General features: G+C 34.0%; 26 protein-coding genes and 1 pseudogene. 21 read left to right on the forward strand and 6 right to left on the reverse strand.

The features are described from left to right. The first annotated feature begins 201 nt into the window (after positions 1-201). From COD11_RS13165 to COD11_RS13175, 3 genes are all read left to right on the forward strand, one after another. A complete protein-coding gene (locus COD11_RS13165; protein WP_098797367.1) occupies positions 202-381 on the forward strand; it encodes a Myb-like DNA-binding domain-containing protein in 180 nt (59 codons plus the stop codon). A gap of 17 nt (positions 382-398) precedes the next feature. Beyond that, complete coding sequence (locus COD11_RS13170) at positions 399-605, forward strand: aspartyl-phosphate phosphatase Spo0E family protein (RefSeq protein ID WP_098797368.1); 207 nt, start codon at positions 399-401, stop codon at positions 603-605. Positions 606-891: 286 nt separating this feature from the next. Continuing rightward, positions 892-1,350 carry a hypothetical protein gene (locus COD11_RS13175; RefSeq protein WP_098797369.1) on the forward strand — a complete coding sequence of 153 codons (459 nt, stop codon included), beginning with the start codon at positions 892-894 and terminating at the stop codon, positions 1,348-1,350. 61 nt (positions 1,351-1,411) lie between these two features. Here COD11_RS13175 and COD11_RS13180 read toward each other — a convergent pair whose 3' ends face one another. Beyond that, positions 1,412-2,620 (reverse strand): hypothetical protein, encoded by a 1,209-nt coding sequence (locus tag COD11_RS13180; protein ID WP_098797370.1) that lies wholly within the window; start codon positions 2,618-2,620, stop codon positions 1,412-1,414. A gap of 289 nt (positions 2,621-2,909) precedes the next feature. Here COD11_RS13180 and COD11_RS13185 point away from each other — a divergent pair, with 289 nt between their 5' ends. From COD11_RS13185 to COD11_RS13200, 4 genes are all read left to right on the forward strand, one after another. Then, entirely contained in the window at positions 2,910-3,122 is a 213-nt protein-coding gene (locus COD11_RS13185) for a hypothetical protein (RefSeq protein WP_098797371.1), read from the forward strand. A 390-nt stretch (positions 3,123-3,512) separates the two neighbouring features. Further along, positions 3,513-3,920, forward strand: coding sequence for a hypothetical protein (locus tag COD11_RS13190; protein WP_098797372.1), 408 nt, complete (start codon positions 3,513-3,515; stop codon positions 3,918-3,920). 2 nt (positions 3,921-3,922) lie between these two features. Next, positions 3,923-4,516: a hypothetical protein gene (locus tag COD11_RS13195; RefSeq protein WP_098797373.1), complete on the forward strand. Its 594-nt coding sequence runs from the start codon at positions 3,923-3,925 to the stop codon at positions 4,514-4,516. A gap of 138 nt (positions 4,517-4,654) precedes the next feature. Next, the gene (locus COD11_RS13200; RefSeq protein ID WP_098797374.1) at positions 4,655-5,158 is read left to right on the forward strand and encodes a hypothetical protein; all 504 of its coding nucleotides are present in this window, start codon (positions 4,655-4,657) and stop codon (positions 5,156-5,158) included. A 157-nt stretch (positions 5,159-5,315) separates the two neighbouring features. Here COD11_RS13200 and COD11_RS13205 read toward each other — a convergent pair whose 3' ends face one another. Both COD11_RS13205 and COD11_RS13210 read right to left on the reverse strand, forming a co-directional pair. Next, entirely contained in the window at positions 5,316-5,891 is a 576-nt protein-coding gene (locus COD11_RS13205; RefSeq protein WP_098797375.1) for a lasso peptide biosynthesis protein, read from the reverse strand. 133 nt (positions 5,892-6,024) lie between these two features. Beyond that, positions 6,025-7,185 carry a tyrosine-type recombinase/integrase gene (locus tag COD11_RS13210; protein ID WP_098797376.1) on the reverse strand — a complete coding sequence of 387 codons (1,161 nt, stop codon included), beginning with the start codon at positions 7,183-7,185 and terminating at the stop codon, positions 6,025-6,027. A 416-nt stretch (positions 7,186-7,601) separates the two neighbouring features. Between COD11_RS13210 and COD11_RS13215 the strand changes: the two genes are divergently transcribed. The 8 genes from COD11_RS13215 (at position 7,602) to COD11_RS13250 (ending at position 11,984) form a co-directional block, all read left to right on the forward strand. Continuing rightward, positions 7,602-7,934, forward strand: a complete 333-nt coding sequence (locus COD11_RS13215; RefSeq protein WP_098797377.1) for a hypothetical protein — start codon at positions 7,602-7,604, stop codon at positions 7,932-7,934. Between the two features lie 76 nt (positions 7,935-8,010). Next, a complete protein-coding gene (locus tag COD11_RS13220) occupies positions 8,011-8,625 on the forward strand; it encodes a hypothetical protein (protein ID WP_098797378.1) in 615 nt (204 codons plus the stop codon). Positions 8,626-8,809: 184 nt separating this feature from the next. Then, on the forward strand, positions 8,810-9,031 hold the full coding sequence (locus COD11_RS13225) for a hypothetical protein (RefSeq protein WP_098797379.1): 222 nt from the start codon (positions 8,810-8,812) through the stop codon (positions 9,029-9,031). A gap of 2 nt (positions 9,032-9,033) precedes the next feature. Beyond that, positions 9,034-9,261: a hypothetical protein gene (locus COD11_RS13230; protein WP_098797380.1), complete on the forward strand. Its 228-nt coding sequence runs from the start codon at positions 9,034-9,036 to the stop codon at positions 9,259-9,261. A gap of 599 nt (positions 9,262-9,860) precedes the next feature. Then, a complete protein-coding gene (locus COD11_RS13235) occupies positions 9,861-10,274 on the forward strand; it encodes a hypothetical protein (RefSeq protein ID WP_098797381.1) in 414 nt (137 codons plus the stop codon). Positions 10,275-10,389: 115 nt separating this feature from the next. Continuing rightward, positions 10,390-11,388, forward strand: a complete 999-nt coding sequence (locus COD11_RS13240; protein WP_098797382.1) for a helix-turn-helix domain-containing protein — start codon at positions 10,390-10,392, stop codon at positions 11,386-11,388. Then, the gene (locus COD11_RS13245; RefSeq protein ID WP_098797383.1) at positions 11,363-11,662 is read left to right on the forward strand and encodes a hypothetical protein; all 300 of its coding nucleotides are present in this window, start codon (positions 11,363-11,365) and stop codon (positions 11,660-11,662) included. Before COD11_RS13240 ends, COD11_RS13245 begins: the two co-directional genes overlap by 26 nt. Before the next feature lie 73 nt (positions 11,663-11,735). Further along, positions 11,736-11,984: a hypothetical protein gene (locus COD11_RS13250; RefSeq protein ID WP_098797384.1), complete on the forward strand. Its 249-nt coding sequence runs from the start codon at positions 11,736-11,738 to the stop codon at positions 11,982-11,984. Positions 11,985-12,374: 390 nt separating this feature from the next. Here the strand turns inward: COD11_RS13250 and COD11_RS13255 are convergent. From COD11_RS13255 to hxlA, 3 genes and pseudogenes are all read right to left on the reverse strand, one after another. Further along, positions 12,375-13,362: pseudogene (locus tag COD11_RS13255) on the reverse strand (Gfo/Idh/MocA family protein). Between the two features lie 358 nt (positions 13,363-13,720). Then, positions 13,721-14,278 carry a 6-phospho-3-hexuloisomerase gene (gene hxlB, locus COD11_RS13260; protein ID WP_031538337.1) on the reverse strand — a complete coding sequence of 186 codons (558 nt, stop codon included), beginning with the start codon at positions 14,276-14,278 and terminating at the stop codon, positions 13,721-13,723. 8 nt (positions 14,279-14,286) lie between these two features. Further along, positions 14,287-14,919: a 3-hexulose-6-phosphate synthase gene (hxlA, locus tag COD11_RS13265; protein WP_031538336.1), complete on the reverse strand. Its 633-nt coding sequence runs from the start codon at positions 14,917-14,919 to the stop codon at positions 14,287-14,289. 204 nt (positions 14,920-15,123) lie between these two features. On the opposite strand from hxlA, the gene COD11_RS13270 reads away from it, so the two are divergent. From COD11_RS13270 to COD11_RS13290, 6 genes are all read left to right on the forward strand, one after another. Continuing rightward, complete coding sequence (locus COD11_RS13270) at positions 15,124-15,489, forward strand: winged helix-turn-helix transcriptional regulator (RefSeq protein ID WP_066194376.1); 366 nt, start codon at positions 15,124-15,126, stop codon at positions 15,487-15,489. A gap of 461 nt (positions 15,490-15,950) precedes the next feature. Beyond that, positions 15,951-16,115, forward strand: a complete 165-nt coding sequence (locus tag COD11_RS26870; protein WP_155986760.1) for a hypothetical protein — start codon at positions 15,951-15,953, stop codon at positions 16,113-16,115. A gap of 96 nt (positions 16,116-16,211) precedes the next feature. Beyond that, a complete protein-coding gene (gene zwf, locus COD11_RS13275; RefSeq protein WP_066194379.1) occupies positions 16,212-17,684 on the forward strand; it encodes a glucose-6-phosphate dehydrogenase in 1,473 nt (490 codons plus the stop codon). A 198-nt stretch (positions 17,685-17,882) separates the two neighbouring features. After that, positions 17,883-18,776 (forward strand): phosphogluconate dehydrogenase (NAD(+)-dependent, decarboxylating), encoded by an 894-nt coding sequence (gene gnd / locus COD11_RS13280; RefSeq protein WP_031538333.1) that lies wholly within the window; start codon positions 17,883-17,885, stop codon positions 18,774-18,776. A gap of 346 nt (positions 18,777-19,122) precedes the next feature. After that, positions 19,123-19,614, forward strand: coding sequence for a hypothetical protein (locus COD11_RS13285; RefSeq protein WP_031538332.1), 492 nt, complete (start codon positions 19,123-19,125; stop codon positions 19,612-19,614). 240 nt (positions 19,615-19,854) lie between these two features. After that, entirely contained in the window at positions 19,855-21,192 is a 1,338-nt protein-coding gene (locus COD11_RS13290; RefSeq protein WP_066154493.1) for a glucose-6-phosphate isomerase, read from the forward strand. Positions 21,193-21,248: the final 56 nt, after the last annotated feature.

A 21,248-nucleotide genomic window follows, 5' to 3' on the forward strand; every position in this document is an offset into this window, starting at 1 on the left:
TTCATGCTCTTATTAGCGCTAAGTATCGTTATTTCTACTAGTAATATTTACATTTGATAATCGACATAAAGATAACTTAGACTATTTTTAAAATGTCTAAAACACAAACTAAAATGTTACTTCAGAAAGAATGATACTTCTTTTATTGTTTTATACCTATTGAACAGAATAGGTACATTTCATAAACTGGAGGTATTTATTATGCAAATTAGAACGTACAAACATTGGACAACAAAGGAAGATTTTAAGTTAATAACTTTAAGAGATAAAGGAAAAAAATATAGGGAAATTGCCAATATAATGGAAAGATCTCCTTTAAGTGTTGAAAAAAGATACCGGAAAATTAAGTATCTAAATATGTATGATGCTGTTTCACAGTAAAAAGGAGAATTAATGATATGGAGAATACTAAGGAACAACTGTCAAACAACATAGAATTAGTACGCGAAGAAATGATGCAAGCTGTTTTAAAATATGGTATACAAAATGAAAGATCAATAGAGCTTAGTCAAAAATTAGATAGATTGATTGTTGCATTTCAAAAAAGCACAATAACAAATTCTTGTGAGGACAGTTGTTGTCTTGGAAAGTCAAAACTAGGGTGAGGATTTATATTCTCGCTCTTTTTACTTATAGTTATTAAAGAGAGCGAAACCGAGAGCGAAACCTGTGTATCACTGGTGCATTAAATGCACCAAATAATAGGTGTGCCTTTGGTAACAACAAACAAGGATCAAATGTTCCAATATAAAATATTATGACTTTTTCGGAAAAACATGTTGAAAAGATAGAATTTTAGATAAATCTATCTTTTGTTGTAAGATTGGATTAGCGTGTTAACGGTTTGTTCATCAAGTTGGGTTAATTAGACAGAAGAAGGGGTTTTGTTAGATGGAAAAACTTAAAAAGCTACTATGGGCTAAAAAATTAAATAAGCTAAAAAGAGATATTGAAAAGGAAGGAGATAGTTTAGCTAAAATCTATAAAATGGTTTCTTTTAGAATTATAAATGGTAGCCTTTCAGAATTTCAGTCAAATACCTCTAATAGTGCTTATGATAGTAGTTCAGAAAGATTCTATGTAAGCAAAATCCCTCCTATCACCATAGAGGCACTGATCAAAGAATTAAAGAGGATCTCGCATAATACAATAGCTATTCAATTAGAATTTGATGAATATAATGGTGGGAAAAATGTTGAAATTGAGTTTTATGATTTAAAATCCAAGAAAGATATCCATCATTTATTTGAGATAGTAAAACCGCCTTGTAGTGTTGCTCTATCTGAAAGATTTTACTATGAATTTATCGATAAATTGAGAGAGGGTGCATATCCCACAGAAAGTAAATAACCTTTAAAAAAGCACCTGTAGTCAAATAGCGATGATTACACGTGCTTTTTTGTATATATTATTATTGAAAATCTACTGTTAAACTATAAGGGTTTGTTGTAGACCAGCTACCGTATTCCTTAATACTTACATAATATTGACCGACATATTCAGTATTAACTCTAATAGGACTATAATAATCTGTAATAGAATCTCTGATTACATTTCCGTATTTATCATATACCGAGACATATTTATCTTCTGCATTAAAACCAAGACTAACAGTTAATTGACCTAGTGTAGAGACGTTTAAAATGTAAAAATCAACATCATTATTTGTATCCATTGTTGAAAAGTAAGTGCGTCCAGTCTTAATCGGGTGTGCGGTTAGTAAGGTATCATTTGATTGATTGTTATTTTTAGTTGGATACGTTACTTTTAGCGTATAGCTTTCTGTACCATTACTAATTCCACCATGTACTACTTTTACATAGTATTTCCCAGCAGTATTAGCTTCGAAATAACCATCATAATCTAATGGAACACTGTTATTATCTTCATCGTATACATAAACATAAAGATATGAACCACCATTTCTAACAACCTTTGATTTTCCGGGTGTTTCTACATTTATTTCATAGAGATCTTCTCTATCGGAACTATAGTTTAATGATCCTTTATAAACCACTCCTGAACCAAGTGTAGTCGCTGTAGAAAAATCATCATTAGGTTCAACTTCATCTAATACTACCGTATTTTCTTTTGCAGGGTTCTTATGTTCCCTAATATCCTTTTCTTGACTAGCAAGACTTGCATCAATAGAGTTTGGTAGTGATTTGTACCCGCCGGCTTCTTTAATTTGAACCGCTCTTTTTTGTAGTCGATCTAATTTTGCTAGATCACCAGAAATGTTTACTGAAGCATTTGTAAATAATTTCGTATCAATTGCGTTTAATAGGCGATACTGGGAAACTTCATAAATAACACGTTCTCTTGCAATCTTAGCAGGTGTAACATATTTTTCGTTAAGTTGTTTTCTATTTGAACTTCCGCTTACTTTACCTATAGCTTTTTCAACGTTTTTGATCTGTTGAGAAAGAGCATCATATTTGTCATCAATATTCTTGATATACCCGCTATCGATTGCTCCATTAAACATTCTTAATTGTGGTTGCAATTGTTCTCCTAGATTAATAGCATTTTGCTTAGGTGTTGCCGCAGCTGCACCAGTAGCAAATAAACTAGATCCGGCAATTAGCCCAGCTAATGATAAAGATAATACCTTTTTCATATCGTATTCACTCCTGTTTTTATTATTCATAGTTGCCCATTAGAATTAGTAAATATATCCCGAAAACACAAAGGATTTTACCATTACAAAAGCCGTTTATTTTTCCTTGATATTCCATACTGCACAACTATTTACATGGTATATTTTATCATATAGGTTTTTAATGGTTCTCTATTACCGACTTTTTAATTGTACTGATTTATTTAATCATCAAAGTTTATGATAGGATTTAATGGTAAATAGTTGAAGTATCTAAGTGGGGAATTAAATAAGCAAAGGGGTATATACAATGAAAATAAGTTTGTTTATGTTTAAATTATCTGCAGTAAAAATGTTCAAACCAGAATTAGAAAAAGGCGAAAGAAATCCATACACAAAAGGTGACGAAATAGGGAATCCTTATATGAAGGATATAAAGTTAGATATTAAAGAGGAAGATGTAAAAGAAGTACTACAACTATTAGAGGGTAAAGGATATGATGTATCAAATTTCAAACCTTAAAACAATAACTAATACTTAGGCCTGCTTCTATAATTATATGCAGGAGACGAAAAAGGGAGATGTAAACAATTGGTTTACATCTCCCTTTGTGTTTATAGCTATTTAACAACTTTTAAGTTCTTAACCTTTTTACGGTTCTTTTTTGCGTATTTTGCAAGTTTTTTCGCATCACTTGAGGAAACGCCTTGTTCAGTTAAACTCTTTTGCTTCCACATATTATTAACCTCTTTCGTAGGTAATGTTCGTTCTTACCATATTTGACTAAAAAAGATGGTTTTATACGTACTATCTCCCTCGTATCTTGAATAGATTGATTATATAACTATATGACTCTTTGACCCTAGCTTAAGAGAGGAAAAGGGGCTAAAGGGGAAGAGGGGGAGTGTACAAATGACGTTGAATCCTATTTTTAGAAAAGATATACCAAAAGAGATGGTTAACCCTAATGTTCGGAATAATCCAGTGGACAAGCCGAAGAGAGCAACAAGAAGTGATAAGAAAGTGCACATTAAAATACCGCTCACACTTGAGGAAAGACAGCTCGTCCGAAAAGTAGCCAGAGAAAAAAAGATGTATCCAACACACTTATGTACATATCTCATTAAAAGAGGGTTGCAGTTGGGAACACAATTTCCTGCATTTGATTATCCATCTAATTCTGATAAATCATACCCAGCAAAATTAGATCAACTCACGACTGAAAAAATTGATTCTTTAACAATTGATTGGGATTGTAGTCGAAGGCAGGCTGCACACCGTATCCTTATTACAATGCTTAAAGCGGAAGGAATCGATTAACGATGAGTCATAAAAAACTTAGCGTTTATAACTCCGAATTAGAGGAAATTAGTCTTGCTGCCACATCAAAGACATTTACTCAAAAGATTACAAATCGTTTATTTAGGTCATTGACGCAAAGAAGTTTTCAAAAATATGAAATAGAGCTACCGACAAGCATTTATCTTAGAGGGGAATTACTATGTGAGGATATTGCAGATAAAAGCGGAGTGACCTTTGACTTTCACAGTCTAATATTGGTACTAATCGAGGATTTCTTGATTGATCTCCGGAAAAAGTATGATCCAATAGCTGTTTACAAAGGCTTGCTTGCAAGGGATCAAAGACCACCAATAGTAAAGAGGTATGAAACTGAACTAGAGCTAATTTCAAGAACTGACACCAAAATTATTAGCCTTGAATTTGATTTAGAACGAAAATTGGCACTCAGACTTGAAGTATTCGTAGCTGATTTGGAAGACTTAAATGTTGAATATCCTTTAGATGTTCAAAGTATTATAGAAATTTTAATCTGTGACTTTATTACATGCTATAAAAAGGGATTGAGTAAGAATGCCTTTAAAGAAATTGTAGAGCATCTTACAGGTGAAAAATGATATGTCTGACGAAAATAGTTTAAGAAGCATAAAATATTTGATGATTGTTTACAACATTACTATTTACATAGTAGCCAAACCTCATTATAATAAAATTACACGATAGCCAAAACCCACAATGTTATAGGAGGTATTATTATGCCAAGAGTTTATTTGACATTAGAACAGGAAATGTTTAAGCGCATCGAAGAAGATGCAAATAAAAACAATATTACTATGAATTTGCTCATGCAAAATATATTTGAAAGAATTTATATGAGTGGCTTAAATTACGGTGATATTGTTGATAAGATAGGTTTAGATACAGTAGGTTTCGATTATACTGCTGCACTAAATGAACTTATTAAAGAAACAAATGAAAGAGATGATGGTGAATTTACACTTGTAATGTTAGATTCATTTTCTAAACAATGTATTTCTACAGTCGACAAGGGCTACTTACAACCGTCCACTTTAAGAGCAAAGCTTGGTAAACTTTATAATTCAGTTGTCAAAAAAGATATGAATAAAGATGATAAGGATAAGGTTCTTCCAGGTGTTGAAAGGGCAAGAAATGATAACGGAGATTTGAAATTTATATCTAGAACTGCTGTTTATGTTAAGAATTCTATAAATTACAAGGAGAACGAAGTACATGAATAACTATATTTGTCTGTTATGGTAAAGGTCTCTTAAGATGAATAAACTAGTTATTTGAAACATCTTTAATATTCAGCAACCGAGTTAAAGCTACAGGAGGGGTATTTACAGTAAAAAACAGAACACTAATATATAGATGTTCTGTTTTTTGAAATTCTCTTTATTTTCTTTCAGAGATTAATTTTCTCTGGGTGTTAGCGTATCGCTTCGGAATTTCTTTTAAATCAAATTTTAATCGAAGGTCTTTTCCGATCAATTTGACTATCTGCCATGCGCCTTCTTTAAAGTTAGGATATGCATTCATATAATTTACAAATGAAGTTTTAAGAACTCTTTTACCATCTGAATCAAATCCTGTTGGAGAAGTTGTTCCATAGACTCTTTCTACTGGTTTCTCAGTATATAAATCATATCCTGCGTAAACAGGTGGATTTATTTCACCTTGCAAAGTTAGTTGAATCGCAATATCGAAAACTTTTTCATCTATTTCAATCCAAGAATGGTCAAAAAACAAACCCTTCTTGTAAGTGACTTCACCGATACATAAATCATTTTCTATTCCTTGTTCCTTTAATAAAACATGAAAAACACTAGAAATTAAATGACATGCTCCAGGATTAGGATTGTTTTTGTAGAAGTTAGATATAGCGAAAAATGTGTTGTAAATCTTGCTCTTATGCTCATGTTCAAAAGGTATTTCTTCTGCCACTATTCGGAAAGATTTTGTCTGATTCATAAATAGCACCCCAATATCAAATAATTATTCTCTTCAATTTTATCAATCTACTAATTGTAAAGCGAAACATAATTATATTTATTCAGTAAAAAACAAAGGGAATTTCGAAATCAATACTTCAAAATTGTTGAACTTAGATATTATTTAAAATGTCTGAATTTGCCCAAGAGTGTGATGCACTATTCTTCCTAGCAAGAGTCTTTTCGAGGTAGATCATCGTCGTATTCACATTTTTATGCCCCAAACTCTGACTGATTCTGAGTAGGTCGCTGCCATTTTCAGCTGATATGATGGCGTATGCGTGTCTAAGCGTATGGGGACCTATAGGATTTTTCCTATGAATAACAAACGGTAACTCGGTTTTGCGAATAGCCTTTGTGATGTAATTCGATAAGTACTTATAGTTATATTCTTTCCCTTTGGCTGTTGTAAAAATAGGGGAACTGTCGCCCTTATCTAACACCATATTTTGACCTCTTCGTTTTCTAAATTCTTTGATCGTATTAAATACGTTCTGATGAATTAAAACTTCCCGCTCTACATTTCCCTTACCAATTACTTTTAACCAATAACGGCCATTATCATAAGATAGATCACTCATTTTAGTTTTGCAGAGCTCCTGAATACGGATTCCAGTTGTTGTTAATACTGCTAATAAGCTATATAGGATAGGGTGATCTCGGTAATATGCCATCAATTGTATTACCTCCACAGAATTGAGATCCCTATCCGGCAAATCTCGCCTGTTAACATTCGCGGTTTTTAATGCATCATGCAGTGGTGTAGTGATGTACCCTTTGTTATTAAGAAATGAAAGAAATGCTTTAAGAACAACGGTTTTTCGGGCAAGTGTTGTGATTGAGTAAGGCTTTCCGCTTTTTCCTAAAGGTGCTTCTTTTAACCATTGCTGATACTTACGTATGTTTCGTGGCTTTATTGATTTTAATAAGGTAGTAATATCGCACCTGGAAACATCAAACTCATAAATACCTCCATTATGAATAAATCGGTAATAAAACTGTAAAAGCTCACGAAGATATTCTTTTTTGGTACCAGCTGTCCTATTTTTCACATCATCTAAATCTCTTTCGTGATGAACGAAAAGATAGATCATTTCCAAATCGTTAAACTGCGTATAATCCTCCGCATCATTTCTATCTATAACGTCAAGCATCTTTATATAATTCTCTTTATTGTTCAAAGTTGCTATTAATTCAGGTATATCCATATTATTAATTACAGATAAACCCTCATATGTTTGACCAGTAATAGATAATTCATTATTCGACTTCATGTACTTATCAACTCCTTTAAAGAACTAAATTATAAATACCTACCTATTATATGTATTTAACTTCTCGTTTACCCTATATATATATATATTGTAAATTATACCCTATAAAAATATAAGATTAATAGAAAAATACATTATTTGTCTACTTACTTTAATATAACATAGATAATATAATTAATTATAAATTATACATATATTTTATAATTAACTATACAATATATGTTTAGTGTGTTAGAATAAAGTGGTAAGTTAAATGTTACATAATAAATAACAAGTAAATTGTTGTTTAGGTTGGGTTGTTATAAGGGGGTGTATTACGAGGTAGAATTTAATGAGATGTAGTTTAGAAATTATTACTAATGGGTGGAGAGATTAAAACTCTCGTAAAAGAGTCTTTTAGAAAGGGTGTTTTTAAAATGGGAAATTTCGAAAATGTACATATTAGTCAAATGGAAGATAATGAGTCTTATAAGCTTGTAGTAGTTGGAAGATCATCTGAATATTCACTTGTGAAAAAAGAAGGAGAAAAGATAGAAGTTTCATATATCGGAGGGGATTTTGGGGACGCCCCTCAAACGGTAACTTTCAATCTAAGTATCATTTATTTAATAGAAGGTTTTGAAACTGTAACCCTAGAGGAACTAACTATTGGTCTTTTGGAAGAAGTGTCGGTATGTATCTATACCCTAGTTCTTTCTAATGGGGTTCCTGAGAAATTAAAAGGTAAAATTCATGTGGATTGGTTGTAAATTTTATTTCTTACATTAATTGAACAATGAGGAAATCAATACATAAAACAATTTTAAAATAAGAGAGGTTATATAAATGTCACAAGAAGTAACAGTAACTTTAGATTTAAGCACAATCACAATTCCATTAAAACTTGAAAAAGAATGCTCCAAAGAAGATATTTTGAAATTAGCTAAGGAAGAAGCAATTAAACAATTAGCATCTAAATTTCCACCACTAACATACAACATAGTAGAAGGTAAGGCTCTATCACTTAATGAAGCTAAACAAGGTATGATTGTGAAATTAAAAGATGATGGAGAATACGGAATAATATGCGGTGTTAAAAGTACCAACAAATTACCTGTAAGTGTTGCATTATCAGGTGGACGAGTATTAAAAGTAGTACCAAGTGCTATTGAGAAGGCTTCTAAAAGAGTGAAAATTGAAAAGGTAATTTTAGGTAGAGAAAAGTGGCAACGAGATTTGGGTTGGTTAGAAGGATCGACGGGCTATTTTGTTAATGGTAGAGATATAAGCGATATTATTCCAGTTGTCTTTGGAAAAGGCACAAAAACGTATCATCATGCTATTATAGTTGATCATGATGCGGAAGGTAGAGGATATAAGTTATCTGCAAAGGATTTATCGCGTGTATTTGATACGAAGGAAGATGCAGAGTCATATTTAGGTAAAATAGCAAAAAAATAATCATCCAATATGGACAACTAAATAGCCTATATTTAGTTGTCCGTTACGTGTAAACTTTAAAAAGGGGATTGCTAATCCTCTTTTTGTTGTATAACTAATTCTAAAATATTGATGTGTTCTTTTAACCTCATAATGACCTATTAATTGAATTGAATACAAAGGCATTATAAATGGAGGTTTAATAATGAAATACAAAAAGGTCTTTTATTCTAAAAGGCAAAATGAGGTTTATGAAGTTACTCTTGATGGGAATAAACATACATTTTCTTCAGATGATTGGAACAGATTTTTAGATAAACATGGTACTAATCCGAAGTTTATAAAAGGATTTAAAAGAGTGAGTGGTACAGATACTGTTTACGAAGATGTATTAAATAAATTTATTGAAACAGGAATAGGTGATTAAACATGCGACTGTTGGAACAACTTGATATGTCAGCAGAAGATATAAAAATGAGTATTGACTGGGAAGGGAAGCCTGCAGCTCTATCAGTTTTTCTTGATTTTGTGCCTTTCTTTTCTGTTGTAACTTTAATATTATTAATTGTACTTTTTTATATTTCAATTTCAGGTTTTGTTCGTCATGAATTTAGTGCTTCAAAAAGTAATACCAAAATAAGTAATGGTGGCAAATAAATGTTGGGTTTTTGGTTCTTTGTAGGATGTATGGCTGTATCATTGATCGTCTTTTTAATTTTTAGTAGTAGATCATTATGATTAAATGTTTATTTAATTAAATAGTTAAAAGAAAAAGGTGAATGGATTTATGTTTATAGAAAGTAGCTTAATGGGTGGTTATTTAGGGCATATTGGATTAGCATCATTGATGTTATCTCTAGGTATTTATTATCTAATGTTTAAATCGAATAAGGATTAAATTGATTATAAGGAGGTTAAATTTTGTTGAATGATTCAGAAGTTTAGAAGCTATAAAAGATTTAGTAAAAGACTATGAAAAGTCTGGATATGAAAGTATGTCATTAGAAATTCTAAAAGCAATTTTATATAACGAAAATTAATTCGTAGTTCGCTTATTAAATAAGACCGATTTAGCGAAGGGGAGTTTGATAAATGAATAATGATTTGGAATTCGCAATATTTTTTACTCTTATAAATACTGCTGGTATTATCGGTGCTCTTATTCTTGGAATTATAGCTATTTATTTTTAATTAGTAATGTCGCTATACGCTTATGAAGTGCAAACCTAATTGTGAAGAAAAAAAGGAGAGGTTATATGAAGAATTGGCTTAAAAGTTTCTTAACACCTTCATTAGAAGAAAAGTTATTTATCCTTACGAAGAATAAAGAAAAACTAATTAACGATATAAATAAAGGGAAATTGGTATTTAATGATAACGAGCGTGTGATTGAATTTGCTACTCTTTTGACTGAAAGGCTAAATGAAAAATTTGAAGAAAATAATGAATTGAATCCCTTTGAAATGAAAGTGTTAGACGAATTTTACAATGGAGATTTCCGCAAATTGAGTTTCGTTCTTCTATCTACGTTAGAAGGTAATGTAGTTGAAGATTTAATAATTTTTAAATTAATAAAACATGGATTTCATTTATTGGATGGAGTAGGCTATATCAATGTTGACAAAAACTTCAATGAACCTGTGATTGAAGTTGGTATTCAGATACTTTAAGTGAGATTAAAGATGTATTTAATGTTAGTGAATCTGATTTAGTTAATGGAGTTAAGTACCAACATTAGTTCTTTGTAAATAAAGAAATAAAGCGACGAAGTATTGGAGGGTAAACATGACGAATCATCAAGAAGAACTAATATCAACGAATGAAGCAGCAAAAGAATTAGATGTTACTACTCATACAATATACAAATACATTCAAGATGGAAAATTAGAACCTGTCTATAAGGATAAATGGCAAATAGATACGACCCTTTTATTTAAAAAAGAGGATATTGACCGCTTAGCTAAAATAATGAAGAAGCCAGGACTAACTACTGGTGACATTGCTAAAGAGTTGGAGATCCACCCAACAACAGTTGCTTCATACATTGCTAAAGGGTTATTAAAAGCTACTAAACACCCATATAAGGGTAGAGAAATTTACTTCGTAACTTTAGAAGATTTAGATGAATTTAAACAAAATAATATTCTGCAGAAAAAAAGAGAAAAGAAACAATTCTATATAAAAGATAAAGGCTACTATCTTTTTCAGCTCCTTCACAATGCTACTACGCAAGAAAAGGCACGAATTATGGAGTTGCAAGAAGATGGAGGAAAAGTAATAACGGAAAATGGACAAGTTTATCAGTTAGAAGATGCTGAAACTGCTGGATTTGAAGCTATTAAAGAAATAGAGGATAAGAAATATATAACAAAACGTGGTTATGCAAAGTTTGAATTTCCAAAACCTCAATATATTAATTCTCCCGTTTATAGCGTTATAGAGTTACTTTATCAACATGTAGGTCCTAAAAATTTACGATTAGTTTCAGAAGTCGAAAGAATAGTCATAGAAGTAAAGCCAGTCCTATTAAACATCTCCACAGAAACTCATTTAACTGAAATTAAGTTGATCGAGACGTCATGTGTTGATGGGAGTGTAACTCTTCGTCATAATGGGCTCTTGATTGATAGTGACATAGAACCTCTTGTATTACATGTACCGGCACAATTAAAGAATGAAATAAAAAAGAATGCTACTAAAGAAAGTATAACGTTAGAAGAAGCTGCTATAAAATTTTTGAGAGAGGGGTTGGGTCGATATGGAACAAATGGCCCTTTTCGGTGAAGGCGTGAATATTGCAAATGAAGAAATTGAAGTCTCTAATGAGCAACAATCCATAGCACTTATTGAAACATTACCATTCGAGTTAGATCAGAAGGTAGAAGTAATTCCCCCAGTAGAAAATGAATGTGATATTGAGGATTATTATTATTTGAAGGATTTTGCTAAGAAACGTGGTTTCGTAACGGAAGTTCACAAAGGGAATAGAGTATCTTATACAGTTGACTTTAATGGTAGGAAAGGAATTTTTCATCATAAGGATTTAATTTCGTACTAATATAAGATTCTTAAGCGTCATTTATGAAATTTTCATATCAAGAACTTATCTATGTGTAGGGAGGATGCTAGTATTGAAAGACTTAATAAAGGATAGTAGGGTGTTTTTATCTGAAGGTGAAACTGTAGAGTACTTAGTTATACCCAATAATGCTATTCAAACATATGCGTATCTATATAATTATGTTGGTATAAAAAAAGATGATCTAAGTCACCCAAATAAGTGGATATTATTTAATGATGATGAAAATGAGTTTAATTTGCCTTTAAAAAGTCTGTTTCTTCTTGAAGATTATGAAGGGGTACGACCGAGGTACTTGTAAAAAAGGGTCATAGCATGGATTTTTTTTACATTTACAACCCTTTTTACTCTGTAGGGTAGGGTGGGGTCAGAAAAGTGCGGTTGTTGGTAGGATCCTAATAGGGGTAGTGTCATTGTCGCTACTCCTATTAAGGAATACTTAAACTAAATCACAAATTAATAAGAAGAAACACATCTTAAAAAATGAGCATTGAACCTTTGCATAATAAGCAAAAGTCCTTTAAAATTTGTTAGCCGGGTAGAAAATGCTATAATGCTCTTATAAAAAAGAATGGATGCAAAATAGTTTAGGTAAGTTCTAAAACGATTTCTTTTATTCTTCGACAAACAGGCCAGATTCGTAATTTCTCAAGAGAATAATACAAGTCGCTGTAGGGGTTTTTGTGTTTTTTCACTTATGATTACTTTGATATACAAGACCTATTTCATCTCTCACTTTATCCAACACTTGTATCGTGGTGTATGAATTTTTATATGAGTTAGTATCAGACTCTGTTTTTCCTCGGTTGATTAATTCAATAAATTCTTTCACTTCGTAATACATAGCTGGATGAGATTGGTCGACTGTTAATTGTTCAACCGTGCCGTCAGTGTAGTGAATTTCTACTTTTTCAGCCGTATGAATCTTATCAATCATGATACTTCCTTTTTCGCCTTGAATTTCGCTTGGTAAATAAGAGTTCGTTATTTTGGAATACATCACAATCGCATCTTTATCATCATATTTTAAGATGACGCTACCTTCACCATCCACACCCGAATCAAGCATAATGCCAGTTGCCTTCACTTCTTTTGGTTCACCAAATAATGTAATAAGTGGATACAAACAATAGACACCAAGGTCCATTAATGAACCGTTCGCAAACTCTGGATTGAAGGCATTAAGGACAATTCCTTCTTTGTATTTATCATAACGAGATGAATACTGACAATAGCTTGCAAAGTATCTACGGATAGGACCAATTTTATGTAAATTATCTTGAATGACCTTGAAGTTTGGAAGTAAGGTTGATTTCATTGCTTCCATTAATAGGGCGTTATGATCTTTTGCGGCTTGAATCATCCTCGCTACTTCGGTTGCATTAACAGCCAGTGGCTTTTCACATAACACATGTTTGCCATTTTGCAAAAATAAAATAGCTTGTTCTGCGTGATATGAATTGGGAGTAGCCAATGTACACCGCGTCAATTTCTTGACTAACTGCCATTTCTTTTAGGTTTGTAAATATTTTTGTTACTCCATATTTACTTGCAAATTCTTCTGCTCTACTAATCGTGCGAGAATAAACAGCAGTTAGTTTAAAATCTTCTACATCATTTGCTGCTTCAAGTAATCTTTCTGTAATCCAATTAGTACCGATTACGCCGAATCGAACCATTTATTCAACCTCATTCCTTTGTTTTATAAAACGAAGAGTTTTGTTTACTACACTTATGAAGCGTTTTTCATCGCCAATAGGATTTTATTTTCCCATAAAAAAACTTATATAGACATGGGGCCTACCAGTGAAATATTGGTGATAACCCAAATAGGGCTCATACTGTGAGTGATGGCTAAATTCTTGGCTGTGCCCCACCCAATAATGATCTCTGATCCGGCCATAGAAGGGACTGAATCAGAGGCTATTTTTTCTTTCCTGTATGGACTGTGTTATTTGTAATATGCAGTAAAGACCGCAATTCATAAAAGAAATAAATGCGGTCTTTACGATGTTTCCATATTTTTTAAAGTGTACTCTATTCGAGATTGGCATGTTTGCCGTACATTTTAGTAGAGTCTAAGCCTTTTTTTTCCATAAAACGCAAGATCAATGCATCATAAAATAATAACATCGTTTGCTCAAAAAGTGACCCCATTGGTTGTATGGTCTTATATTCACTTTCAGATTGATCTTTCGGTGATCCAGGCAATTTAATGATAATATCAGCTAATTTTCCAATCGTGGAGTCAGGGGAAATCGTTACAGCTGCGACCGTCCCACCTAAACTTTTTGCTTTTTCAGCGATTGAAACCAAGGTTTTCGTTTCACCTGAACCTGAACCGATGATCAACAAATCACCTTTTTCTAAATTTGCTGTTACAGTTTCACCGACTACATAAGCATCGATCCCCATGTGCATCATTCTCATCACGAAAGATTTGCCCATAAATCCAGATCTGCCCGCACCTGCAACAAAGATTTTTTTGGATTCCAGAATCTTATTAACCAACTTCTCTGCTTCTTCGTCAGAGATTAAGTCGACTGTCCGACTTAATTCTTGAACGACTTCAGCTAAATATTGAGTAGTTTTCATAGTTATAATTAACCTTGTTTAATTAATTCTTGCATTTTAGCTGCAACTGCTTTTTTATCGTCTTTGCTTGTGATACCGCCACCTACGATGACAAGATCTGGTTGTACTTTAATCACATCTGGAAGTGTTTCTAATTTGATTCCGCCTGCAATAGCAGTTTTCGCATTTTTTACAACGCTCTTAATGGTTGCAAGGTCTTCGAAAGAATTTTTTCCTACAGCTTGAAGGTCATAACCTGTGTGAACGCAGATATAATCTACTCCTAGTTCATCCAGTTCTTTCGCACGACCTTCAATGTCTTTAACTGCGATCATATCAGCAAGGATTTGTTTACCTTGTTTTTTTGCTTCTTCTACAGCACCTTTAATGGACTCGTCTTCAGCTGTACCAAGAATGGTGATGATGTCAGCGCCTGCTGCAGATGCTTGGCTAACTTCATATCCAGCTGCATCCATGATTTTAAGGTCAGCTAATACAGTTAAGTTAGGGAAGGCAGCTTTCACTTCCTTTACTGCTTTAAGGCCTTCATTAATCACAACCGGCGTGCCGATTTCTACAACATCTATATGATTTTCTACTTCTTTCACCAATTCAATGGCTCCTGGAATATCTACAAGATCTAATGCTAATTGTAATTTCATTTATTACTCGCTCCTTATATAATAGTATAATTGTGCCGTATAGCTTTCTTTTGCACAGTGTTATTGTATCCAATTGATAGCTATTTACTAACGGTATGATACTCAGTATACTGGGTATGTTACTAAATTAAAAGTATGCACTTTTTTATCATATAGTAACAAAAAGTATACTATGGGACATAATAAGGGTTGGAGGTGAAATGAATGCCGAATCTTGGGGAAAAAGTGTTTAATTGTGAAAAAGAATTGACTCTTTCGATTATTGGTGGAAAATGGAAAATGTTGGTATTGTGGCATCTAGGAAAAGAAGGAACCAAACGTTTTGGTGAACTAAAGGCCCTCATGCCGGGTATCACTCAAAGAATGCTTGTTAATCAATTGCGCGAACTTGAAGACCATTTGATTGTTCATCGTGAAGTCTATCCTGTCGTTCCACCAAAAGTTGAATACTCACTCACTGAGTATGGAAGAAGTCTGATGCCTATTCTGGAAGCTATGTATGACTGGGGTAAAGATTATATTGAGAATGTATTGGAAAAAGAAACAGAAAACAAATCGTCTATTCAGTAGAAAAAAGAGTTTCTCCTAGGGGTTCGAAAAAGTGTAAAAAAGTTCATATACTAACAAACCACGGTTAGCTATCTTAATAAAGATGCTGTCCGTGTTTTTTTATATCTCTACGTATTTAAAAGGTTGAAAAAACACAACATTTAATAAAAGAATCAGTTACTAAAAAGCCAAGGGCAGCGAATCTTGTATAATCGCTGTCCTTGGCTTTTCACTCTTGGTATTGGATTCAAGTTTATAGTATTATTTTTAACACTATGTTATACCAATGTATCTATATGTTAATAAAGTGCGTACTTTCAAAAGTATAACATACGTAATATACTGATTTTGCTCAAGTAATAGCGAGCTTAAAGAATACTACCAAACCTTAAGGGAATACTGCTACAAGCATGGTGAGATGAAGTGAAACTTCATTTAATAATTTATACATGTTGTTGCTTTTTACGAAAGGAGAGATCCGCATGGAAAGGTTCAAAACTAAGCAGCGAAAAGTTTGTGAAAGATGTCTAATCATCACCATAAATAATGAAACCTGTCCAAAATGTGGACATTCTCAATTAAGAGATATCATTATTACCGGACAAGCTGGGAGAAATAAACGAAACTTACATCCAAAAGTAGGATAACGCAATAGCGAAAATCCTTGTTGTTTTGTAGGGGAAACGAAGAAAATCAGACATTTTTCTATTTGAAAATGCTTTGAAAAAGTGGAGGAATGAAAAGTGGATTCTATGACGTTTGTCTTATTTGGGGCAACTGGGGATTTAGCTAAGCGAAAAATCTACCCTGCCTTGTTTAATTTATATTTGAATCAAAAATTACCAGATTCTTTTTTGATCATTGGTGTAGGAATAGACGAAATGTCTGATGTTGATTTTCAAAACCATGTAACAGACTCGCTATACACTTTTTCTAGACACTTGATAAATGATAAATCCGAAAAACAAGAGTTTGTAAAGGCATTTCGTTATTGCCAGTTAGATTTCACGAATGCTGAAGGGTATAAGAAGTTAGTTGAAGTCGTTCAACAAAATGAAAAAGACCAGAGTATTGAAGAGAATCGAATGTTTTATCTTTCTGTTGCTCCTGAATTCTTTGATGTAATTGCTTTAAACATAAAGGAGAGTGGCTTAGGTTCGACAAAGGGATGGAAACGATTGATTATCGAAAAACCATTTGGGTATGACTTAAAATCTGCTGAAGATTTAAACGAAAAATTAAGCAAAGCTTTTGAAGAAGATGAAATTTTCCGGATTGACCATTATCTCGGAAAACCAATGGTTCAAAACCTTGAAGCCTTGGAATTTGCCAATCCTGTGCTGCAATCACTTTGGAACAATCGGTTTATTGCCAATGTGCAAATTACGGCTAGTGAAACGGTTGGTGTAGAAGAGAGGGCTGGTTATTATGACCAAGCAGGCGCTATTCGTGATATGGTTCAAAATCATATGCTACAGCTGTTGATGATGACAGCCATGCATCTCCCAAAACAGATTAGTGCAAAAGATATCCGTAATGAGAAAAGAAAAGTTATGGAATCTCTGCGACCATTACAGAAAAATACTGTAGGTATCCACGTCGTTCGTGGCCAATATGGATCAGGTGAAATAAACGGTACACCAGTAGTCAGATACTTAGAAGAACCTGGCGTTGATGCTTCTTCTAAAAACGATACATTCGTCGCTGCTCGTCTATGGATTGATAATTCCTTCTGGGACGGGGTCCCATTCTATATCCGGACAGGAAAAAGAATGACGGAAAAATTAACGCGGATTGTGATTGAATTCAAAAACCCATTAAAGAATTTGTATACCAATGAAATCCAAAATGCTGAACCCAATCTATTAGTTATTAATGTAAGTCCTAATGAAGGTGTTTCGTTGCAGTTAAATAGTAAAAACCCGATAAATGGAAAATTAGAACCTATTGTTGTTGATTTTTCAGCGAGTAAAAAAGACGTGCCCGAAGCATATGAACTCTTAATATTTGATGCTCTGCGTGGGGACTCTACCTTCTTTGCTCATTGGGACGAAGTTGAATTATCTTGGAAATGGGTACAGCCCGTTTTAGAGGCGTTTGAGGAAAATGCCCTTCCACTCCACCTATATCAAGCCGGTTCGATGGGGCCACAAGCTGCTTCGCAATTATTGGAGGAGGATGGTTTTAAATGGTGGGAAACTAGGGGGGGAGTTTAATCCGCACCTCCCTGGAAGGCTATTGGTATGAAGAGAGCAAACCGAGGTTGGATTTGACAGATAATTGTTACGCGATTTACCCAAGGAACTTAAAGTATTTGTTGAATCCTTATGGTTCCATAAGGAGACCATGAAGAACAACAAATGGGTAGCATAATAATACAGGCTATTTTTTGTAATTTAAAGGAGGAAACTCAAGTGAAAGTAGGATTAATTGGATTAGGGAAAATGGGTATGAACTTAGGAAAAAACTTAATTGACAATAAACACCGTGTAATGGCGTTTGATCTAAATACAAATACTATTGAAGAAATTAAAAAATACGGAGTTGAAGGAGCATCCAGTTTACAAGATCTTGTTCAATCATTAGAAAAGCCACGAGTTGTTTGGATAATGGTCCCACACTCCGTCGTTGATTCAGTTATTAGTGAAATCACACCATTTCTAAGTGAAGGAGATATCGTCATTGAAGCTGGTAATTCGCATTATAAGGAATCCATTCGTCGTTACGAACAGTTGAAGAAAGTTGGAGTGAGCTTTATGGATGCCGGTACTTCTGGGGGGATGGAAGGTGCTCGCTATGGTGCTTGTTATATGATTGGTGGAGATCCTGAAGCATGGAGCATTGTCGAGCCGATTTTTAGAGATACAGCTGTAGATAATGGGTATTTATATGCTGGGAAATCTGGTAGTGGCCACTTCTTAAAAATGGTCCACAATGGAATAGAATACGGAATGATGGCCGCCATTGGTGAAGGATTCGAAGTCCTGGAAAAAAGCGATTTCGATTTTGACTATGAAAAAGTGGCACGGGTGTGGAATAACGGTTCTGTCATCCGCTCATGGCTCATGGAATTGACAGAACGCGCATTTTCTAAAGATGCAAAATTAGATGAAATTAAGGGCATTATGCATTCTTCTGGGGAAGGGAAATGGACAGTTGAAACCGCTTTGGATCTTCAAACAGCTACCCCTGTTATCGCTATGTCTTTACTAATGCGTTACCGTTCATTAGACAATGATACATTTACAGGTAAAGTGGTAGCTTCCCTTCGTAATGAATTTGGCGGACATGCTGTGGAAAAATCATAAAGTCATCTGCTGTATATGTCTTTCGTTAAAATGAGCCGGAAATTCATTGGATTTTTAGTTTGGTATATCCCAAAAATTGGTAGATTTACTTAAGTCGTTGATAGTGCTAACTATGTTGATTGAAGCGGAAGGAGCGAGACTCCTCGAAAATGCATTCACATTTTCTCGTGCGGTGCCTATTCACGGATGATGATTCAACGTCCTGCGGGAAAAACATGACAAGGGAGACCCCGCAGCCGCACAGCGCCGAGGAGGCTCCCGGCTCGCCCGCGGAAAGCGAGCACCTGGAGCCAACAGACAAGTTTAACAGAGCCAAAAAAATAAAACAATATTGAGGTGTGACATCATGAACGTATTGGATGCAAAAATCATTAACACACAATATGGTTTAGAAACCTATTTAGACATGGTGAAGAATATCGAAGTAAAAGAACTCCATTCTCCATCAGATAATGAGCCCTTTTATGAAATAGTATTAGGGATAGAGTATTTTCTTCTAAGGGACGGAAAATATTATGATAGTGAAAGGAATTATTTTCGGATTCAAATGAGCGAAGATTTTAATTCAATCACGTTAAGAGAGACAGATACCGAAAGTTTATTTGCTGTCAAAACCGAACACGAGAGAGACTCAACTAAGCTACTGGTTGGAGAATGGCTTATAAAAACCAATGCTTTCAAGCAAGTAATAAGTGAACTGATCCAACAAAAGAAAATGGAGAATGTTCAAAATGAGGGAGACACTCGAAAAGTATTAGGAACGATAAGATTCTTGGAAATATTACTTGAAATCAAAACAGAAGACATACTAAGTGCCGATGTAGAGAGGGACCATTGAGTTTTCTTAATACTAACTGTCTTTTAATGTACGCTATTGATAATTACACGGTCCCACTAAGGATTTTTCAAAATTGAAAAGGGGGAGTTTAAATGTGTTTTTAAAAACTTCCCTTATATACTGTAGAAAAGGAGAATGCACTAACATGAAACGTTTTACTATGCCGAGAGATCTTTTTTACGGAGAAGGATCTCCGATTGAAGCAGCTAAGCTAAATTTGATTGAAAGGGGAAGTAATGTATGACTATTTCGTTTGATTACTCCAATGCATTAGCATTTATGAAAAAGAGTGAAGTAGATAATCTAAGTGAATTTGTAAAAGTGGCTCATAAAATGCTACATGAAAAAACAGGCCCCGGCTCTGATTATCTTGGTTGGGTCGATTTGCCACTAAACTATGATAAGAGTGAATTTGAAAGAATTAAACAAGCTGCTGAAAGAATCAAGAAACATTCAGACGCAATGGTTGTAATTGGTATTGGTGGTTCGTATTTGGGTGCAAGATCAGCTATAGAAGCTTTGTCCCATAGCTTTCATAACCAAATGAACGATAAGACAAAAGTGTATTTTGCCGGTCACAATATCAGTTCTACTTATATATCTCATTTATTTGAACTATTAGAGGGGAAAGATATCTCTGTTAACGTCATTTCCAAATCAGGAACAACGACAGAGCCAGCCCTTGCTTTCCGTATTTTTCGTGACTATATGGAGAAAAAATACGGAAAAGAAGAGGCGAGAAAACGTATTTTTGCCACTACTGATCAGGAAAAAGGCGTATTAAAAAAGCTCGCGGACAAAGAAGGATATGAAACGTTTGTTATTCCGGATGATGTAGGTGGAAGGTATTCTGTGCTAACAGCAGTTGGTCTCTTACCAATTGCCGTAGCAGGACTTGATATTGATCATATGATGGAAGGGGCAGCAGCAGCAGCCCGTAAATACAACAATCCTGATTTATTGACAAATGAGAGCTATCAGTATGCTGCGGTCCGAAATGTACTCTACAATAAGGGAAAAGCAATTGAAGTGCTTGTTAACTATGAGCCCTCCCTTCACTACGTATCGGAATGGTGGAAGCAGCTGTTTGGGGAAAGTGAAGGAAAAGATCAAAAGGGGCTATTCCCTGCTTCCGTTGATTTTTCAACGGATTTGCATTCCATGGGGCAATATGTACAAGAAGGTCGACGAAACCTTTTAGAAACGGTTTTACAGATTAAGAAACCTCGAATTGAAGTGACTATTCAGGAGGATCCAGAAAATATTGATGGATTAAACTTCCTGGCAGGTAAGACGATGGATGAAGTCAACAAAAGTGCATTTCAGGGTACCCTTATGGCCCATATAGATGGAGAAGTACCTAATCTCGTGATTGAACTGGATGAAATGAATGAATACACTTACGGTGAGATGGTTTACTTTTTTGAGAAGGCATGTGGGATTAGTGGCCATCTATTAGGAGTTAACCCATTTGACCAGCCTGGAGTCGAAGCATACAAGAAGAATATGTTTGCTTTACTTGACAAACCTGGTTTTGAAGCAGAAAAAGCTACTCTCATGGAGCGTTTATCAAAATAATTATATCTGATTGGTTTTGTATTAATAAAAAGATTGTTACCAAAAACCATATTTTT

This window comes from Bacillus sp. AFS040349 (assembly GCF_002577655.1).
Lineage (GTDB): Bacteria > Bacillota > Bacilli > Bacillales > Bacillaceae > Metabacillus.

Coding starts and splice junctions, on each gene's coding strand:
- COD11_RS13235 (WP_098797381.1), top strand. CDS start 9,861: ATGAAGAATTGGCTTAAAAGTTTCTTAACACCTTCATTAGAAGAAAAG.
- COD11_RS13290 (WP_066154493.1), top strand. CDS start 19,855: ATGACTATTTCGTTTGATTACTCCAATGCATTAGCATTTATGAAAAAG.
- hxlB (WP_031538337.1), bottom strand. CDS start 14,278: ATGAAAACTACTCAATATTTAGCTGAAGTCGTTCAAGAATTAAGTCGG.
- COD11_RS13245 (WP_098797383.1), top strand. CDS start 11,363: ATGGAACAAATGGCCCTTTTCGGTGAAGGCGTGAATATTGCAAATGAA.
- COD11_RS13230 (WP_098797380.1), top strand. CDS start 9,034: ATGCGACTGTTGGAACAACTTGATATGTCAGCAGAAGATATAAAAATG.
- COD11_RS26870 (WP_155986760.1), top strand. CDS start 15,951: ATGGAAAGGTTCAAAACTAAGCAGCGAAAAGTTTGTGAAAGATGTCTA.
- COD11_RS13215 (WP_098797377.1), top strand. CDS start 7,602: ATGGGAAATTTCGAAAATGTACATATTAGTCAAATGGAAGATAATGAG.
- COD11_RS13200 (WP_098797374.1), top strand. CDS start 4,655: ATGCCAAGAGTTTATTTGACATTAGAACAGGAAATGTTTAAGCGCATC.
- COD11_RS13170 (WP_098797368.1), top strand. CDS start 399: ATGGAGAATACTAAGGAACAACTGTCAAACAACATAGAATTAGTACGC.
- COD11_RS13180 (WP_098797370.1), bottom strand. CDS start 2,620: ATGAAAAAGGTATTATCTTTATCATTAGCTGGGCTAATTGCCGGATCT.
- COD11_RS13205 (WP_098797375.1), bottom strand. CDS start 5,891: ATGAATCAGACAAAATCTTTCCGAATAGTGGCAGAAGAAATACCTTTT.
- COD11_RS13185 (WP_098797371.1), top strand. CDS start 2,910: ATGAAAATAAGTTTGTTTATGTTTAAATTATCTGCAGTAAAAATGTTC.
- COD11_RS13270 (WP_066194376.1), top strand. CDS start 15,124: ATGCCGAATCTTGGGGAAAAAGTGTTTAATTGTGAAAAAGAATTGACT.
- COD11_RS13165 (WP_098797367.1), top strand. CDS start 202: ATGCAAATTAGAACGTACAAACATTGGACAACAAAGGAAGATTTTAAG.
- COD11_RS13190 (WP_098797372.1), top strand. CDS start 3,513: ATGACGTTGAATCCTATTTTTAGAAAAGATATACCAAAAGAGATGGTT.
- COD11_RS13285 (WP_031538332.1), top strand. CDS start 19,123: ATGAACGTATTGGATGCAAAAATCATTAACACACAATATGGTTTAGAA.
- COD11_RS13225 (WP_098797379.1), top strand. CDS start 8,810: ATGAAATACAAAAAGGTCTTTTATTCTAAAAGGCAAAATGAGGTTTAT.
- COD11_RS13195 (WP_098797373.1), top strand. CDS start 3,923: ATGAGTCATAAAAAACTTAGCGTTTATAACTCCGAATTAGAGGAAATT.
- hxlA (WP_031538336.1), bottom strand. CDS start 14,919: ATGAAATTACAATTAGCATTAGATCTTGTAGATATTCCAGGAGCCATT.
- COD11_RS13175 (WP_098797369.1), top strand. CDS start 892: ATGGAAAAACTTAAAAAGCTACTATGGGCTAAAAAATTAAATAAGCTA.
- COD11_RS13210 (WP_098797376.1), bottom strand. CDS start 7,185: ATGAAGTCGAATAATGAATTATCTATTACTGGTCAAACATATGAGGGT.
- COD11_RS13220 (WP_098797378.1), top strand. CDS start 8,011: ATGTCACAAGAAGTAACAGTAACTTTAGATTTAAGCACAATCACAATT.
- COD11_RS13240 (WP_098797382.1), top strand. CDS start 10,390: ATGACGAATCATCAAGAAGAACTAATATCAACGAATGAAGCAGCAAAA.